Source organism: Paenibacillus sp. CR_12, assembly GCF_041953985.1.
Classification (GTDB): Bacteria; Bacillota; Bacilli; order Paenibacillales; family Paenibacillaceae; genus Paenibacillus_AQ; species Paenibacillus_AQ lautus_A.
On record NZ_JAVFHO010000008.1, the window covers coordinates 278,819 to 296,496 of the forward strand.

Genomic DNA, 17,678 nt, shown 5'->3' on the forward strand with positions numbered 1-17,678 from the left:
CATCAGTCTCCATTCTCATAAAGTCGAATCATGCTCTTCCTGCAGAAGAGCACCGTACTTGAAAATCTCGGAGACGAACAGCACTAGTATGCCGATGATAATTCCGATTAAAGAGATACCGCCCAGATTGATTGAGAAGATGCGAGTAACGAACAGGCAGATCAGAATATTGAGAACGAGCTTCGCAAGCAATGAATACAGGATAACGATGATTCCCAGCCTTTTCAGACGGGCGGCATTCGCCAGACTAAACGGGCTGTTTCCGCTAAGTATGCTTCCTATTATATAGCGAATCTGGCCGATCGAGTAGATGTAGGCACAGAAGACAAGTGTGGCATTGGTCAAGCTGACGACCAGATAAGCGTTCTTGGCATCGAACATGTCGGGATTGATCGGTTGAAAATAAGTGAAAGGCACCATGACGCTCTTCGTCACCGTATCCGATAACGGTACTGAAAAGAACCAGTGCGCGATTCCCTTCTCTGCGTAGAACATCTCCTGGGGCTTCAATCCGAGCCATAGATTGAAACAGACGTATGCAATGAGCAGCCCGATTCCTCCCCAGTATCCGATCTTAAGCGCAGTGTGCATTCTTTTGAAGCCAGGTTTGGCTTTGAATTCAATTCCGTTCATGCGCAATCTCCTTTTCATGTGAACTTACAATATATACTAAATGATTCATTTATGAAAAACAATAACTATTTAATGATAAACATTAAATTCAAAATAAGCTGCTTTATGATGGTAAGGCGTGCACGGATCGCATAGCGCCAAACTTCTTAGACAAAGTGGAAGATCGAATGACCGAAGCAATTACCGGTACAGTGGGTTCAAGTGGACAGCATGTCCCAATGAAACTAACCTTGAGGCATAGATTCCTGCGCTCACCTACATACACTGCTAGATGTGGCGTGATACTGTGTACCCGTGTCACACCCATGGCAGTGCTGATCTCGCTTTTATCCTTATTTATGGTCTTCTGAGGTGCTTGCTGGCGAGGAACTGAAGAGTGCCCGGAGGTACATGGGCAGATGTGGACATTGTGGATGTGATGCTGTGTATATCAAGAGGTTGATGCTGTTGGTCGCGATATGTCTGTCGGGTCAGGTATAGCTTATACGGTGTATTCCCCGACATAATCTTGTTTGGATAGCTAATGTGACTGACGCTGCATGAAGGTCCTCTCTCTTTGCGGTGTATTCTGCCGAGGTTACAAAAGGGAGACCACTCGTAGCAATGTGGCTGATTGGGTCCAAGACCGGCTCTGGGACCAATGCCCCTACGTAACTCGCATGGCCTGTTGTGTAGGCACTTTCTGCCATGATCGCAAGCTGGAGCGATTGGATCAGCTATGAGGAGAACCGTGGCGACCGGGACGGAATCGCTAGGTTGAAATCGGGAAAAGCCCGCTATGGTAGCGGGCTTTTCATTATTTTGTTGTTCATCTGCATTCTTTCCTACATCAGAATTCCTGACAGATGCTCAAGAGCCATCGAGCGTATCCGGTTCTCCTCAGGGATATTCTCGTAGAGAAGAGACTCTTTGCCCGCTTCCGCCATTCGCTTGCGGAGAGCAGCAACTCGGCCCTTGCCGGAATCGATAAACCGGAAGTCGATCTGGCGCAGGCACTCCATTGTTGTTAAGCCGCCCAAGGCTTCCGCCTTGATCCTTGTAGAAATCTCCTTCAGCACTAGAACCTCCAACCGGTCCGCGGTCCACAGATTCCCGATCTCCTGCAAGGATTTCATATAATCCAGTTCAAGCTGCCGAAGATTACGCATATGCGAGAAATCGCACAAGCGCTCGACTTTCGGCAGCGACAAGTGCAGAAAGGCCAGATGATCCAATGCCGCCAGGTCATCAATATGCACCAGGTTGCGGACGGAGGACAACCTCAGCATGCTTACATTCGAATCGGCCAACACATTAAGCGAACCGTTCAATGTACAGCTGTCTAGGGCCAAATACTTCATCAAGGGTAAATCCACGACAAAATCCAGTTGATCGATGGAGCAGTTCAGGACCAGCGCATCCAGGCGAATGCAGTCGGCAATCGGCGCTAGATCATCGAATTTACCGCTGAGTTCCAGGTATTTTAGAAACTTGTAGCTCCGGATAAAATCGATGCTTTGCGTTTTGGGCGAGCGTAACTTTAGAAATTCCATTCGATCCATCGCACCCAACCTGGTTAAATCCTGCCTCTGTTTCAGATCCAGATGCAAAGCAGCAACAAACTTCAATCCCGCGAGCGTCTTCAGAAATTCATCGGTATATCTTCCGTTCGCTTCTGCATGATAAATATGCAGTATCAAGTCCGGACGCTTGGAAAACACCTGCTCGTCCAGCTTCAGCAGATCTTCCGCATCGTCTGCCCCGACAACAAAACCGATGGTTGCACGGCTTCTCAGCTGTTTAACGGCACTATGCATTTTGTCCGTGCTCCAGGGAGCACCGCTCATCGATGCAGCCCACGGCTCGCTCATTTCGTTCGCCTCCATTCTTTGAACTGATCCGGGAGCCTCCACTCCGCCCTAAATCTAGTTAATATAGTACCAAAATATGGGCAAATCCTCCACTTCAACAGAAGAGAAGAAGCCGTCCATCTTCGTGTCGGCGAAGAGGACAGCTTCTATGCAATTCTAAAAACTCTATTAGGGCGTGTATGCAAACTGTGACGCCATAATTTGGGTAAATAATAAGTATGATGAGACGATATGAAATACGTGATGACCAATGGGAAAAGATTAAGGACCTGGTCAAGTGTTTACAGCCGATTTCGCCGTTGGAAAATCGCCGGCATTTGGGACAAAATCTTAGAGCATGTCTCCACGGAACCTGATTGGAAAGCGTCATGATTTGACGCGACGATCGTCCGTGTTCACCAACATGCAGCGGAAGCAAAAAGGGGGGCCTCAAGCAAGCAATAGGGCGTTCCCGTGGCGGACTAACCACCAAAATTCACGCCGTGGTGGATGAGCCACATCTGATTTGCCTTATCCCGGTAGGGACTCGGGCCATGCATCGGTGGGCAACCCTGTTCAATAGCAGCACGGCCAAACGCGCTCTAGACCAAATGTTGACTTCGGGCATGGAGGAGCCAGATTCGTCCGGAAAAGAACGGCTGCTTGGCGTCTTGACGGAGCGTGAAACGGAAGTATTGCAGCTGCTTGCTTACGGAAAGAAAACCACGAAATATCTGCGATTTTATGCATTTCTGAAGGCACAACAAAAACGCACATCCACCATATCATACAAAAACTTGGGGCGCAGGACCGCACACAGGAAGTGGTCACTACCATTCGAATGAAGCTTGTAAAATAAAAAAGAATCAATTGGAAAGGCTTGCTCGGGGTATCGAGCTTGATATCGGAATACTTACGTTCGATAATGGCGTTTCACGAGCCTTTACATTTCTTAAAGGAGGATTTGTATCTTTAACAAGTAGGCATATAGAAACAAGCTGGCTGTAGTCACCGGTGCTTCATGCGGAATCGGTAAAGCGTATGCCAAAGAACTGGCGGTACGAGACTGTCTTGTCGTTCTGGCAACGCGTCAAACTATTCAATCTTTTATCGCTGAGTATCACATCGTTGTTGAGCGTAGATTGCAACATTTGGGAAGTTAATGGCGTTATTTATTATAGAATGAAAATCGATAAAAATGAGAGAGGAAAAGGAATGAAATGGCTTGGAGGTTTCATCATTTTAATTGTACTATTGTTAATTATTCTGGTGTCTTGTAAATCTTCATCCAACCAGAATGTGGTTGAATATCGTCAAGAAGTAAGCCAATCAGAAATACCTGCTTTCAGTATATCAGCCAATGAAGTTGTAAGTGTGACAACGCACATGTTGGATTCAGATGATATTGCCGGAGAAACACATGAGGAAAGTAATATTAATAAAATAATGAATATTTTAAACCACAATCATGCAATGGATCCCGATGATTCTCCACCGGCGGACTTTTACAGAGAAGTACGCATAAAAAAAATAGATGGATCCTATATAGCACTAAATTTCGGAGGAGGGGGGGCCTTTTTTAAAGAAGAAGATTCAGGATTTTTTTATGTTCTTTCACCAAAAGAAAATTATAAATCCTTAAATTCATTAATTGATTATATTGAAGGTGAAGACTAAATTAACATCATTTATCTTAGAGCATGTCTCTACTGAACCTGATTGGGAAAGCGTTATGATTAACGCGACGAGCATCCGTGTTCACCAACATGCAGCGGGAGCAAAAAGGGGGGCCTCAAGCAAGCAATAGGGCGTTCCCGTGGCGGACTAACCACCAAAATTCACGCCGTGGTGGATGCGCTAGGTAATCCTTTGCGCTTTAAGTTAACAGGAGGCCAATGCCACGATTCGGTAACCGGCTATGAAATGTTAAAGCAAATGGATCTAACGAAAAAACAGGTGTTAGCTGATCAAGCGTACGACACCAATCAAATTCTTCAGCTAATAGAGCAGCAATCCGCCGCACCTGTGATACCCAGTAAGAAAAGTCGCCGCAAACCAAGGAAATGGGATAAAGAAACTTACAAGGAGCGGCATATCATTGAATGTTTCTTCAATAAAGTTAAACATTATCGTCGGTTGGCGACTCGCTTTGATAAGTTAGCAAGCTCATTCAGGGCTTTTTAACGCTGGCATCCATTATGGTTTGGCTCGCTTAGGTTTGCATACACGCCCTAGAAAGTAAGCGTCAAAGAGAGCTTTCCTCCCAACCGGAAAATATAGTATGCTAATCCATATGAGGGGGGAGGATTATTATGGTAAAACAACTGATCATCGGCGATGCAGCGCAGGAGCTGGCTCATACGCGCCGCGTTCTGGAACGCTTGCCCGAAGAGCATATGTCGTGGAAGCCGCACGAGAAATCGATGACGCTCGGCGGGTTGGCCACGCACCTGATTAACCTGCTCAACTGGCAAATCGCGATTTTTCAGTATCCGGAGTTCGATCTTTCGAGTGTGCCGCTGCGACGGGAGGCTTTGGAAAAACGCGCCGACGTTCTGGAGGAATTCGACGCGAACGTGGGCAAGTTGGAGCAGCTGCTCGCCAAATGCGACGAGAAAACGCTCGCCGAGGAATGGACGCTGCGCCACGGCGACCATATCATCCTCCGCGCGCCGCGGGCGATTGCGCTCCGCACCTTCGGCTTCAGCCACATGGTTCATCATCGGGCTCAGTTAGGGGTATATCTGCGGCTTCTCGATATTCCGGTGCCGGGCATCTACGGTCCATCTGCCGACGAGGCAGCGCAATGAACTAAAACTTCCCGATCGGACAACGTCAAACAGTCGCAGGGCACCGGCATAACCGCCGGCACTCTGCGACTTGTTTAGTCTAATGCTTTTCTATGAGCTGCTTCGTGCTTGACGGGCGAGCATTCCGCTCACGAAGACCATGACCGCGGCCAGCCCAAGAAAATACAAAGGCATGGCGACTAACGAGCCGTCGTGAAGAAAGCTCATGCCGCTCGTTATCAGGCTGACGACAACGTAATAACCCAATCCGAAGATGGCCCCTGCCGTCCCAAGCACGTCTCCGTAATGGATCAGCGCCAGGCTGAGGCAGTTGGGAATGGCCATTCCGATGCCGAGCAGAATAATAAAAATACAGGATACCATTAACACCAAATCCATCACGGTGGCTTTGATCCCGCTAAGGGCAAAACCCGTGAAGCAAAGGGCCCCCACCGACGTAATGAACGTGCCGAGCAAGATAATGCGCTCTGCCTTGAGCATGGTCAGCAGCCTTTTCGACAGCAGCGCGCCGAAAATCGAGGACATCGCCACAAAAATTCCGAAGAAGCCGAACGTGGCAGGTCTCATCTGAAAAAATTCAATAAAAATAAAGGGCGCTTCCGCATAATAACTGAACAAAATGCCGTTGGTCGCTCCAATAAGAAAACCGAATCCCCATACCCTGCGATCGAAGAGCAGACGCTTGACCACCGAGAACGTGTTAATCCTCGAGGCGGCCTGTACTCTGGTCTCGGGCAGGGAGATCCAGGTGTAGGTCAATACGGCTGCGCTCAATATTACCAGCGTGAAGAAAACCGCTCGGAAGCCGAGCGATTGATCTACCCATCCGCCAATCAGCGGCCCTATCGCAGGAGTAAACGCCAGCGCCGCCGAAATCTGGGCAAACACCGCATGGCGTTTGGCTCCAACTACGGTCTCGCGCAAAATCGTTTGCGTGACGACAGAGCCCGTGCTGGCACCAAAAGCCTGTATGAACCGGCTGACCAATAACCATTCGGCCGAACCGGACAGATAGCAGCCCAGGCTGCCCAACCCATAAACCAGGATGCCCCACAGCATCGCGGGGCGCCGTCCGATGGAATCGGACAGCCTCCCCCAGCAATACACGCCAAAGGCAAAGCCCAGAAAGTAAATGCTGAGCGTAAGCTGGATCGCATTATTGCTCGCCCCTAAATGATGAGCGATATCCGGTAAGGAAGGCGTATATATCGTTTCGCTTATTTGCGGGAAACCCACAAGAACAATAATCAACAGCAGCGACGGTTTTGAGATTTTTCTTTGCACAGCCAAACTCCCCCTTATCGTTTCAGAAAATCTCTAGTTTGCCGGCAAAGGAATTACGGGATCGGGGGTTTGCATTTGGTTAGTCTAGTAAATGAAAGCATTGAAAGTTCACCTGTACGAGATCCGATACGTCGTCGGCCGAACGCTAAATGCAAGAGCCCACGCGTCACGCGTGGGCTCTTGCTCCAAGGCTATACGATCCCCTGCCAGCTCTCATGATACGCTCAATACAGCTCCCAAGTCTCCGTGCATAACGCAGGCAAAGAATACGCAACACGCTCGCAGTCTTCATACCCCAGGTTGCCGGAATGCGCGAACAAAATCGCATATTCGCCGTTTGTCGGCGCTTCCCTCATATCGAACATATAATGGTTTCCGCTTCCATCCATCGCAAACGACACCGCACCAGGCATATACTCCGGCAGCTCGTAGGCCAGGTTCATCTCCCTCAGGTCATCCGTGTTAAAGAACTGGAAAAGACGTGCTCCCTGTTGAAATTCCCCGCCGTTGGAATACTTCAATAAATCCAAATAGCTTGCGGGAAAGTTTCGCCGAGGCAGCTTCCAGCCTGCAGGATCCAGCGGAACATATTGATCGTAGAAGGGGGAGCTTTTATGAAAAGGATTCACTTGCCTCCCCTTGATTTCATCCATCTCCTGCACGGAAAGCCCTGCATTCCACTCCATAACAAAACGGGCAATTTGTTCTTCGGCGGCACCCGCGCGTATGTCGTACGCGTGCTCAAAATCGATATTCCACATCTTCGCCTGCCTCCGTCCCTGTACTTCCTTCCTCGCAACTTCTCCAAACATTATAAAGGAAATACTGGAAAAAGGAATCATGCCGCGGGAATCAGGTGCTTTCTATGTTCATGGATTTGCGGCAACGGCGGCGGTCACAGATGGGTTCCTCCGCTGGCATCGATGCACTGACCGGTGATCCAGCGGCTGTCCGGCGAAGCCAGAAACGCCGCGATATCCGCGATATCCCCCGGCTCCCCCCACCTTCCGAACATCGAATAGTCGGCCCCGAACCGATACGAGTCAGGATCCTGCAGCATTCCGGCATTCATGTCGGTAGCTACGAATCCGGGCAGTATCGCATTGATCGTGATTCCGCGGGATGCCAGCTGGCTCGACAAGGAGAGCGTCAGCGCATTAATGGCTCCCTTCGTCATCGTGTACGCCGGAATATTGGGCAGGGAAATCCGGGTGACCGCAGACGATAAATTGATGATGCGCCCATTGTCCCGAAGGCGGGGAAGAGCTTGCTGTATCAGGAAGAACGGCGTTTTCACGTTAAGATGCATCACTTCGTCAAAGCTCTGCTCCGTGGTTTCCTCGATGGTCTCCACCAAGCCGATCCCTGCGTTGTTAACCAGGATGTCCATATGCGTGCTGCCCGTCCGGTCGTTCAACGCCTCATCCAGCGACTCGAACAGGGCATTTACCCCCTCCAAGGAGCGGAGGTCCGCCCCAACCGCAAAAGCCTCCCCTCCGGCCTGTGCAATCTCGCGGACGACCTCTTCCGCAGCCGCCCTATTCTTGCCGTAGTGAACGGCGACCATGGCTCCTTCCTTCGCCAATCGGTTCGCGATGGCACGTCCGATGCCCCGGCTGGAGCCCGTAACCAAAGCCGTTGTTCCATTCCATGTTTTCATGTTCTCATCATCTCCTCTTCTTCTTTCACTTTCAGTTTTATCACAGCCCCCATTTTGAAATGTTGCGCTCCTATTCCCGTCTCCGCTCGATTTCAAACATCATAAAAAAGCCCCTCCTTGATAGGGGGGCTGGAATGCAGGCATTAGCGCCGACCTGCAAGCTTATGAAAATTAAAAATCATTTACATTCCATGTGAAGATTATTATAATGAGTATATCAAAAGAGCTGCGCAACCTATGTTTGCATAAAGCGATTAAAGGATGAGTTTTTCCTTTAATCGCTTTTTTTGTGAGCTTGTTGAAAGTCATGGAGGTATATCGTATGAAAAAAAGAGCGTTTGATATGATCATGCTGCTCATCGGGGCATTTATTTTTGCGCTGGCGGTCAATTTATTCGTCATTCCCAACGATTTTGGCGAAGGCGGCGTAACCGGGATATCGATCATCCTGTTTTATGTGCTGAAATGGTCGCCGGCGCTGGTCGGCATTGTGATTAACGGGATATTGCTGATGATCGGCTACAAGCTGCTGGATAAAAAAACGACGGTTTACACCATCATCGCCGTTGCCTTTCATTCCCTGTTCCTGCACTTGACGGAGAACTGGCGCATCGCGTCGGATGAGCCGGTGATCAACGCCATTTTCGCCGGACTGTTCGCCGGCGTCGGGATCGGACTCATCGTCCGGGTGGGCGGAACGACGGCAGGCACGGTGATACTGGCTCGTCTGGCCAATAAATATTGGGATTGGAATATCAGTTATGCCCTGCTGTTCTTTGACCTGATCGTGGCCGGACTGTCCGTCTTCGTAATCGGGATCGAGAAGGTGATGTTCACCGTGGTCATCCTCTACATCGGCACCAAGGCAATGGAATTCATCATTGAGGGCTTGAATCCCAAAAAAGCCGTTACCATCATCTCGACACATCATGACCGCATTGCCATCCGGGTGACGGAGATTATGGACCGCGGGGTGACCGTGCTCCGGGGGTACGGATATTACACCGGTCAGACCAAAGACGTGCTATACATCGTCATCAGCAAACAAGAAGTTTCCATGCTCAAAAAAATCGTCCGTGCCGAGGATAAAAACGCCTTTGTCACCATCCACGACGTACGTGACGTGTTCGGGGAAGGATTTATTGATATTTCGAAGTAAAGCCGGACTTATCGTTAGATAAAAAAAGATCGAAACCATCGCTGAGGCGGGTTTCGATCTTTTTTCGTAATAACTCGGCTCCATCGAAGGATCAGGGGGACATATATCTTCCATATTCCAGCCCGAGATCCGTAATCGCATCGTCCGATACGGACAGAAGCGAAACATTCTCACCTTCCGCGCCCATCCACTGCACGCCAAGCACAAGACCAAGCTCCGATTCTGCCGCAAACAGAAAGGAGAACATGTCCGGACGCACCTCTCCTTGGTCATCCACTCTCCACGTCGAGCTCGGATCGTACTTCGCCGGATAATCGTAATACAGCCAGCCGCTCTCGCGTTTCAGCGCCAAGCTGGCCAGCATATCGTCACCGTCTCTGACGAACTGCACCAGATAGAGGGACTCTTCCTCCGGAAGCTGAATAAGCGGCCATGCCTGCTCTACCGCTCTCCCCTTGCTGTTCTTGATCTCCTGCAGCACTTGTCCATCCGCCTGCTCCGGCTTGGCCGGCTGGATGGTCAACAGCGCCTCTTCCGGAACATGGCGCTTTGGTATGATGAAGTACGTTGCATTCGGGGCGGCCGTCCCCTCCGTCACCTCGTACAGCTGCCCGGCCTGATGGCTGAAATTCTGCGAAGTTTGCCTGCCGTTATCTTCTTCCGTCGCTTGCTGCTCACCCGCATATTGGACCGGAAGCGGCTCGCCGCCCTGGCCGATGGCAATCAGCGAGGCTTCTTCATCCTGGATCGCGGCATCCGGATTAACGAGCAGCCTATGCCCCGTTTCGTCGGAAAATGCAAAGGTCCCTTCCTGTAAGGCAGCCACATTCCGGATCACCAAGGGTTGGTCCTCCTTTACGTCAGGGGCCGGCTCCACGCTCGAAACGGGCGGGGGTTCGACTTTCCCATTCTCCGAATCGGCGCATGCGGTCAAGGTACAAATGGCTGTCATGAACAGCGCTGCCCATATCTTTTTCATGCCTTCAGCTCCTGTAATAAGATTCCAACTCTTCCATAACCTCAGACGAAAAAATGGCCGAAAAAGTTGATGTCAAAGTTCCTTTTATTTGTATTTTTCCATGACAAAATCGGATGTTTTTTTGCATTTTCGCTACATAAAACACGGGATAATGGCTGATTAACTTACACCTAATGACAGGTTCATAGAAATATTTAATGAGTTTGCAAAAAACATTTTATTGGTAATACGAGGCAAGATTCTATAAAATTCTTTTTAACTTAAAAATGCTGAGTGCAAACTTTTAATGGTTTTGTACAAATGGTTCAAGACGGGCGTCCCTTTTCTGAAACACCAACGATTTTTCTCGCAATTCTACTTTAACGATTTGAAGGAGTGCATCGCAAAAGTGACTACGAATATTTCTGTAACTTCACCCCTTACTGCCGCGCAAGAATATGTGGAATCCATCTATAACCAAGTTGTAGCCCGCGATCCGCATGAGTCCGAGTTTCACCAAGCCGTCCGGGAATTTGTGGATTCCCTCGTCCCAGTGTTAGCCCAGCACCCGAAATATCGTGAACATGGCATTCTGGAGCGCCTTGTCGAGCCGGAGCGCATGGTCACCTTCCGCGTACCTTGGGTGGATGATCAAGGCAAAACGCAAGTCAACCGCGGATTCCGCGTTCAGTTTAACAGCGCACTGGGCCCGTACAAAGGCGGCATCCGGTTCCATCCGTCGGTTTATGCCGGCATCGTCAAGTTCCTCGGTTTTGAGCAAATCTTCAAAAACTCGCTCACCGGCCAGCCCATCGGCGGCGGCAAAGGCGGTTCGGACTTCGATCCGAAAGGCAAATCCGATCAGGAAGTCATGCGTTTTACCCAGAGCTTCATGACCGAGCTGTACCGTCATATCGGACCTGATTCCGATGTGCCTGCCGGCGATATCGGCGTGGGCGCTCGCGAGATCGGTTATATGTTCGGCCAATACAAACGCATCCGCGGAGGACATGAGGCCGGCGTGCTGACAGGCAAAGGCGTCATTTATGGAGGAAGCCTGGCACGTACGGAAGCAACCGGTTACGGCTGCGTCTACTTCGTACAGGAGATGCTGGCTGCGAAGGGCCTCAGCTTCCAGGACAGCCGCGTCGTGGTGTCCGGTTCGGGCAACGTCTCCATCTACGCCATCGAAAAGGCACAGCAGCTCGGTGCGCACGTCATCGCTTGCAGCGACTCTAACGGATATCTGTATGATCCGGAAGGAATTAACCTTGAAACCGTCAAGCTCCTCAAGGAGCGGGATCGTCTGCGGATCAGCGAATACGTGAAGATTCATCCGCATGCCGTATACACCGAAGGCTGCACGGGAATCTGGTCGCTTCCATGCGATATCGCACTCCCTTGCGCCACGCAGAATGAGCTCGACGCCGACGCTGCCAAAACCCTCATCTCGAATGGAGTGAAGGCCATCGGCGAAGGCGCGAACATGCCTTCCACGTTGGAGGCGATTGAGCTGTTCATCAGCAAGGGCGTATTGTTTGGACCGGCTAAAGCCGCCAATGCAGGCGGAGTTGCCGTATCGGCTCTCGAGATGAGCCAAAACAGCATGAGAATGTCATGGACGTTTGAAGAGGTGGATGCGAAGCTCCATCAAATCATGAAGAACATTTACAACAGTGCGGTAGATGCTGCCGAAGAGTATGGCGTAGCCGGCAATCTTGTGGCCGGTGCCAACATCGCAGGCTTTATCAAAGTGGCCGATGCCATGATCGCGCAAGGAATCGTATAAATTACACAAAAAAAGCCCTGCCGCATATGCGGCAGGGCTTTTTACAGCTTATAGGAGCTCGCTGCGGAGCTGTTCGGCCGATTTTGGCGACAGGTACCCGAGCGGAATGTCAAACACCGTTTTGGCGCCCTGCTGTCCCTCTCTGCTCAAGCGATGCGCAGCTCTTGCATAAGACACGAGCACGCTTGCCGTAAATTCAGGGTTGCTGTCCAGCTTCAGGCCAAATTCAACAATTTGCTTGCTTCCGTTTCCGGTAACCCCGCTGCGGATGACAAATCCGCCGTGTGGCATTCCGGCATGCTCAGCCTCAAGCTCTTCCTGCGTAATGAAGGTAACGGTTGTATCGTAATCGGAGAAATAGTTCGGCATCGACACAATCGTCTGACGGATTTGCTCTTGGTCCGCGCCCTCTTCCGCAACGACGAAACAATCTCTCCGGTGCTTCTCGCGAGTGGCAAGCTCCGGTGTCTCGCCGGAACGGATCTGGTTAATAACCTCTTCTACAGGAACCGTGTATTGAACGCCTGCTTTCACTCCGGGTACGCGACGGATCGCATCGGAGTGACCTTGGCTTACGCCTTTGCCCCAGAACGTATAATCTTTACCTTCCGGCAAAATCGCTTCGGCAAGCAGACGGTTCATGGAGAACAAGCCCGGATCCCAGCCTGTCGAGATGACGCTGATATGGCCGCCGCCCATCGCCGCTTTGTTAACCTCCTGGAAAAACTCAGGAATTTTAGCGTGCGTGTCAAAGCTGTCTACCGTATTGAACATGCTGGCAAGCTGTGGCGTTTGCTCCGGCAAATCGGTAGCCGAACCGCCGCACAGAATCATCACGTCAATCTTCCCGATATATTGCTCTGCCACTGAAATATGCTCGAAACACGCACCGGAATTGGCCGGCATTTGCTGCGGGTCTCTGCGCGTGAAGATGGCTACCAGCTCCAAATCCGGATTTTGCCCGATAGCTTTCTGCACGCCCTTGCCCAAGTTTCCATAACCTACGATACCTACTTTAATAGTTGCGTTCAATGTTATCCTCCCTTTGTCAGTCCATTTGCTTTGACATGATGTTTATGTACTGCTTTAAAGTATAAGTATATAGACATCACACTAATTGTAAACTATTTTATATGAAGAGGAAATTGTTTCTAGCTGCGTCATTCATATTTTCACCTGCTACCCGATAACTTGAACAATGTTTCCTTCCTGATCCTTGATTTCCGTCTTCACGATGTCAATTCGGATTCCAGGTAAACCGGAAAGCTCGAAAGTGCTGACCTGCGGAACCAAACGGCTTGAGAATTCACCCGCCGTCCGATCGTCCAGGATCAACGTAACATCTCCATCCTCCGCGGTCCAGCGGCTCTCGTTCCCCGGCTCAAATACGACCCGAACCTCCGGACCTACAAGGCTCAAGCTCTTCTCCTTCAGAATTCGCCCCTGCAGCAGCTTGCCGATGATGCCCGCCTGCTTGGCGCCGATTTGGACCGCAGCCGGGGTTTTGCTTAACCAGCCCTTTTTTCCCGGTTCAAAAGCCAGCTGGCTCACATAGAGAAATCCGGTGTTCGAGCCTTCCTCCTTCATTCCTCTATCCACGGTTTCCGAGATCGAAGGTAACTTAAGAAACGAATCCCGATTCAAATCCGTTATGTAAAGCGGCATATGTTCTGCACAGGCTTGCAGCACGCCAAGCGTATTCCAGGTCTGCATCGCCTCAAGCTCTTCCCGGGTAATGCCGATCATCTGCAGGAATTCGACCCGCCCATTCGGTGTATCCATGGCCGGCAGCTCGGGATCCTCGACAAAGGCGAGTGCGGTCAGCTGCGTATCGGCACCCAGGCAGATCGGTCCATTGGCATCCAAATAATCGCCCGAGCGAAAAATATTCCCGCTATTAAACACGTATCTCCCCATATTCTGAAGCAGATTTAGCGCCCATGCCGGCGGCTCTTCCTCATCCTCCGGCTTAGCCAGCCTCAACGTCAATTCGAATCCGTAACCGCTCTCCTCCAGATGATCCGATTCTTTATCATACAGCTCGCTAAAACCATAGGTAACCATATGCCAATGCGGCATTGGCGTATCCGAGGCATAAGCGCTGATTCCATTCAGCGGATCGGGTCCTCCAAGCGCATACGGAATCAGCGCTCCGTAATGCTTCGGCTCCTGCTCTCCATACAGCTTCAGCAGCGCCTCGTCAATCGCGTCCCAGCCGGGTGCGTTATCTTCATGTGTCATATCCTGTTCCCTCCCGTTATCGTTTCCATCCTAAACTTCACCCTATCCGCCCCCGTTAAATCATATCCCCTTCCATTAGGCGGCGCATTCAACAATTACCGATAATACAAGCAAGGCAGCTTCAGGACGATAGCCCATCATCCTCCTTCACTTCATTATATAGGACATATAGGGGAATGAAGAAGTTTCCAGAGAAGTGTATAATAGTACCATATCAACAAAGGAGCCTACATGTTCATGAAAAAACGAACGGCATTATCAGTAACCTTAACGCTCACCGCTTCGCTTACAGTCTCTTCTCTGGCCCTGCAGCCGGCATCTGCCGACGCGGCCTCCGCCAAGGAATGGATACAAATTTCCGAACGGACGTCCTATTACGGCGAAGCGGCTAACGGCCAGCCTAACGGACGCGGCACCATCAAGTGGGGCAACGGCAAACAATATTCCGGCGATTTCATGGACGGGAAGCGTGCCGGGAGCGGTAAATACATTAACGAATACCAATTGGACGGCGAAACGCATAAGGTGGTGTACAGCGGCCGCTGGAACCATGACAAAATGGATGGCGAAGGCATCCTGACCCATAAGGTGACATTGCCGGACGGGTCCGTCCGATGGAACCAGATCCAGAAAGGGATATTCAAGGCAGGCGTCTTCCAAAGCGGATACGATGTCATTCATGCCGTGGCCGATCCCGACTACAGCTTTACCTACAAGAAGGGCAAGGAACTGCTCGTGATTATGGGCACCAATAAGAACATGAAGAAAAACTGGGCGAGCGGAACGATGTTCAGCGCTCAATACAAGAATGGTTCCGTCAACCATCGTTACTCGATCTTCCCGGCCAATTCGGCGGCCGAGCAGCGTCAGAACGACGCCGCGCTCCGATACTTCAAGAGCATTCAAGCCAAGATGGCTCCGCATCTGCAGCGATTCGAAGCATTGTCCAAGCAGGTTCCGTTAAAATAACCCGCCATAAAAAGAACCCGGTATTGCCAAGGCAGAACCGGGTTCTTTGATTTGACCGGAAGGAATTCACCGTCTTTCTGCGCACGTCCCCCGTTCAGAAGCGTGACCGATTTATCGATTCGCCGCTGACGCGTCTCCATCGTCTTGGCCCCTTCAATCGACAGCGCCAAGCGGCGCTGGTCGCTGTAGGGCAAACGATCAAAAAATTGTCGGGCCGCCGGATTCTGCTCACTCAGGCCTATTCCGTCATCCCTATTGTGCCGTCCAGCCGCCATCCACAAGCAGCAAGGTGCCCGTAACGAGGTCGGATGCCGGCGATGCCAAATAGATAACGGCGCCGGCCACATCGCCTATGGTGCCGATCCGGCCTGCCGGGATCCGTGCCAATACGCCGTCCCGGAACTCGGGGGAGTCCAATCTTTCGGCCGTTCCCGGCGTATGGATAAAGGTGGGACCGACCGCATTGATGTTGACGCCCCGGCTGGACCACTCCAGCGCCAGCACCTTCGTCAGCTGGTTAACGCCGCCCTTGGAGGCGCAATAGGCAGCGCCTTCGGTAATCCCGACAACGCTGACCTGCGAGCTGACGTTGATGATTTTTCCATAGCCCTGCTCCAGCATGAGGCGGCCGGCAGCCTGACAGCAGAAAAATACGCCCTTCAAATTAACGTCCATCATCTCGTCCCAGTAATCTTCCGTGATGTCTTCCGCGAGCATGCCCTCTCCCAAACCCGCGTTATTGACCACGATATCCAGCCGGCCAAAGTCCTCGGCTACCTGTCCAAATACGGATCGGATCTGCTCCACATTGCGCACATCCAGCTCATAGGCCTTGGCCTGGCCTCCCGCCCTGGAGATTTCCTCAACCAATCGATCCAGCGACGCTTTGCTACGTGCCATAACGGCAACCTTGGCTCCTGCCGCTGCGAGCGCTTGGGCTAGTCCGTAACCGATGCCTTTGCTGGCACCCGTCACGATTGCGATTTTATCCTGAATGCTGAAATTGGGCTGCATATGGTAACCTCCATCACCTTGGATTCGTTTGTGTAGTTACATTAAAGCATGACGTCTTGGCCTCGGGCAATCATTTCGGATGTTCTGAGAGCAAAGGCTGTCCAACACTCCTGAAACACGAAATCCGCATCCATAGAGGAATCTACGCCTCAGGGATAGAAGTGAGGAATATCGTATCGTTGTATTTTAGTATGAAGGTATGGAGGAGCCGAAAATGAGCGAACGGTTAACCGAAGCGCAGCAACAAGCGATTCTTCATGTCGAATCGTTAGCGGCGAACGCACGGAAGAGCACCTCGGCCATGACAGAGCATATTTTACGAAAACATGGAAAAGAATCCGTGACGATGCGCCGACAGTTAAAGCTCATCGAAAAGCATGCCCGGGTCACGTTGAATTTCCATCCGGATCGGATACTGCCTACAGGCCGCTCCGTTATCGAATCTCTCCTGACGGAAGGCGTATATCATAACCAGTTCATCACGAGCGTGACCAACGGAAGCCGTACGGCCTACCCGGGCGGCGACCGCGACCAATGGGAACGGCTCCTGTTTGGCGGAGCCTACCAGCAGCCCGGCGTTCGCCATGACGAGCGGCCGAAGTACGGCGCACTCAATCTCATGAATTATGCTGACGGGGGGTCTCCCCGCTTCGGTTCTTGTTTTCTGGTGCTGTCCCCGGGCATATTGAAGCGCAGCACCTTTACATTCGGTGACAGTCACGCAGGTCCCGAGTTTGTAGGCACCATACGTCAGTGGGATTCGATTCTCGCTGCGCTCTTGCAGCAAGTGGAATCCACCGGCTCGGCCCTGGGTTCTCCGAATGTAAATATTCCAGCTATGCTGGAGCGGCTGATTCATCTTCCTTCATCGCATACCGGTTCCACCGGACCGGTCGGCCGCTCCTTGGACGATTATATTGAAGCACAGATCCATGGTCCCATCGACTTATCCAGCGATGCGGAGGCCCTGGTTGCCGATCCGTCCTACAAGCATACCCCGATCGGCCGCCTGCTCCACGCGCTGTGTGAGCAATATCATCTTGCCCTGTCCTGGCATCCGGGGTTCTCTCTTGCCGTGCAGGATGTCCCCAATAACTTCCGGGGACCCGCCATGCCGCCGCTCGCCAAGCGGATCGACCAGAGCTACGCAGGCTCGAAAGGCGTCCTGGATGCGGCCATCATCGGCAAAGCGGCTGCTCACCTGGAGGATGATCCAAGCTCTTGGAGCGATTGGGGAACCTATGAAGAAACTTTTCAGCATCTCAAACAGCTGTGGCATGTGCTCGTAAAATATGGACATCCGAGTCCGAATGCCGCAGACCGCTGAGCGGC

General features: G+C 51.3%; 18 protein-coding genes and 2 pseudogenes. 10 read left to right on the plus strand and 10 right to left on the minus strand.

Annotated elements, in window-relative coordinates:
* Positions 1-15: 15 nt before the first annotated feature.
* Together RB297_RS25035 and RB297_RS25040 are read right to left on the minus strand one after the other, a co-directional pair.
* Complete coding sequence (locus RB297_RS25035) at positions 16-633, minus strand: DUF2975 domain-containing protein (protein ID WP_375121718.1); 618 nt, start codon at positions 631-633, stop codon at positions 16-18.
* A gap of 824 nt (positions 634-1,457) precedes the next feature.
* Positions 1,458-2,483: a leucine-rich repeat domain-containing protein gene (locus RB297_RS25040; RefSeq protein ID WP_375121719.1), complete on the minus strand. Its 1,026-nt coding sequence runs from the start codon at positions 2,481-2,483 to the stop codon at positions 1,458-1,460.
* A 377-nt stretch (positions 2,484-2,860) separates the two neighbouring features.
* Here RB297_RS25040 and RB297_RS25045 point away from each other — a divergent pair.
* The 6 genes and pseudogenes from RB297_RS25045 to RB297_RS25070 form a co-directional block, all read left to right on the plus strand.
* Positions 2,861-3,001: pseudogene (locus RB297_RS25045) on the plus strand (IS5/IS1182 family transposase); the annotation flags it as partial.
* Between the two features lie 209 nt (positions 3,002-3,210).
* Positions 3,211-3,321, plus strand: a complete 111-nt coding sequence (locus RB297_RS25050; RefSeq protein ID WP_375121769.1) for a helix-turn-helix domain-containing protein — start codon at positions 3,211-3,213, stop codon at positions 3,319-3,321.
* Between the two features lie 139 nt (positions 3,322-3,460).
* Positions 3,461-3,625, plus strand: coding sequence for an SDR family NAD(P)-dependent oxidoreductase (locus tag RB297_RS25055; protein WP_192572566.1), 165 nt, complete (start codon positions 3,461-3,463; stop codon positions 3,623-3,625).
* A 52-nt stretch (positions 3,626-3,677) separates the two neighbouring features.
* Positions 3,678-4,139 (plus strand): hypothetical protein, encoded by a 462-nt coding sequence (locus RB297_RS25060; RefSeq protein ID WP_375121720.1) that lies wholly within the window; start codon positions 3,678-3,680, stop codon positions 4,137-4,139.
* Positions 4,140-4,238: 99 nt separating this feature from the next.
* Positions 4,239-4,646 (plus strand): annotated as a pseudogene (locus tag RB297_RS25065) (IS5 family transposase); the annotation flags it as partial.
* A 128-nt stretch (positions 4,647-4,774) separates the two neighbouring features.
* Entirely contained in the window at positions 4,775-5,272 is a 498-nt protein-coding gene (locus tag RB297_RS25070; RefSeq protein ID WP_096776347.1) for a DinB family protein, read from the plus strand.
* A gap of 90 nt (positions 5,273-5,362) precedes the next feature.
* Here the strand turns inward: RB297_RS25070 and RB297_RS25075 are convergent, their stop codons facing one another.
* The 3 genes from RB297_RS25075 to RB297_RS25085 all read right to left on the minus strand — a co-directional run bounded on the left by RB297_RS25075 (position 5,363) and on the right by RB297_RS25085 (position 8,216).
* Positions 5,363-6,556, minus strand: a complete 1,194-nt coding sequence (locus RB297_RS25075; protein WP_375121721.1) for a multidrug effflux MFS transporter — start codon at positions 6,554-6,556, stop codon at positions 5,363-5,365.
* Positions 6,557-6,780: 224 nt separating this feature from the next.
* Positions 6,781-7,317, minus strand: a complete 537-nt coding sequence (locus RB297_RS25080) for an SMI1/KNR4 family protein (RefSeq protein ID WP_375121722.1) — start codon at positions 7,315-7,317, stop codon at positions 6,781-6,783.
* 134 nt (positions 7,318-7,451) lie between these two features.
* Positions 7,452-8,216, minus strand: a complete 765-nt coding sequence (locus tag RB297_RS25085) for an SDR family oxidoreductase (RefSeq protein WP_375121723.1) — start codon at positions 8,214-8,216, stop codon at positions 7,452-7,454.
* A 322-nt stretch (positions 8,217-8,538) separates the two neighbouring features.
* Here RB297_RS25085 and RB297_RS25090 point away from each other — a divergent pair, with 322 nt between their 5' ends.
* Positions 8,539-9,375, plus strand: a complete 837-nt coding sequence (locus tag RB297_RS25090) for a YitT family protein (protein ID WP_009595825.1) — start codon at positions 8,539-8,541, stop codon at positions 9,373-9,375.
* 91 nt (positions 9,376-9,466) lie between these two features.
* On the opposite strand, the gene RB297_RS25095 is transcribed toward RB297_RS25090, so the two are convergent.
* Entirely contained in the window at positions 9,467-10,354 is an 888-nt protein-coding gene (locus RB297_RS25095) for a hypothetical protein (protein WP_375121724.1), read from the minus strand.
* Between the two features lie 388 nt (positions 10,355-10,742).
* Between RB297_RS25095 and gdhA the strand changes: the two genes are divergently transcribed.
* Complete coding sequence (gene gdhA, locus RB297_RS25100) at positions 10,743-12,122, plus strand: NADP-specific glutamate dehydrogenase (protein WP_096776697.1); 1,380 nt, start codon at positions 10,743-10,745, stop codon at positions 12,120-12,122.
* Positions 12,123-12,170: 48 nt separating this feature from the next.
* Here gdhA and RB297_RS25105 read toward each other — a convergent pair whose 3' ends face one another.
* Both RB297_RS25105 and RB297_RS25110 read right to left on the minus strand, forming a co-directional pair.
* Positions 12,171-13,154, minus strand: coding sequence for a diaminopimelate dehydrogenase (locus RB297_RS25105; RefSeq protein ID WP_375121725.1), 984 nt, complete (start codon positions 13,152-13,154; stop codon positions 12,171-12,173).
* Between the two features lie 147 nt (positions 13,155-13,301).
* A complete protein-coding gene (locus RB297_RS25110) occupies positions 13,302-14,363 on the minus strand; it encodes a suppressor of fused domain protein (protein ID WP_375121726.1) in 1,062 nt (353 codons plus the stop codon).
* A 237-nt stretch (positions 14,364-14,600) separates the two neighbouring features.
* On the opposite strand from RB297_RS25110, the gene RB297_RS25115 reads away from it, so the two are divergent.
* On the plus strand, positions 14,601-15,332 hold the full coding sequence (locus RB297_RS25115; RefSeq protein ID WP_375121727.1) for an MORN repeat-containing protein: 732 nt from the start codon (positions 14,601-14,603) through the stop codon (positions 15,330-15,332).
* Here RB297_RS25115 and RB297_RS25120 read toward each other — a convergent pair.
* Together RB297_RS25120 and RB297_RS25125 are read right to left on the minus strand one after the other, a co-directional pair.
* Positions 15,266-15,607, minus strand: a complete 342-nt coding sequence (locus RB297_RS25120; RefSeq protein WP_375121770.1) for a YdeI/OmpD-associated family protein — start codon at positions 15,605-15,607, stop codon at positions 15,266-15,268. The genes RB297_RS25115 and RB297_RS25120 overlap by 67 nt on opposite strands.
* A complete protein-coding gene (locus tag RB297_RS25125) occupies positions 15,585-16,346 on the minus strand; it encodes an SDR family NAD(P)-dependent oxidoreductase (RefSeq protein WP_304146351.1) in 762 nt (253 codons plus the stop codon). Before RB297_RS25125 ends, RB297_RS25120 begins: the two co-directional genes overlap by 23 nt.
* 214 nt (positions 16,347-16,560) lie before the next feature.
* Here RB297_RS25125 and RB297_RS25130 point away from each other — a divergent pair, with 214 nt between their 5' ends.
* Complete coding sequence (locus tag RB297_RS25130) at positions 16,561-17,673, plus strand: DUF3626 domain-containing protein (protein ID WP_096776356.1); 1,113 nt, start codon at positions 16,561-16,563, stop codon at positions 17,671-17,673.
* Positions 17,674-17,678 lie beyond the last annotated feature (5 nt).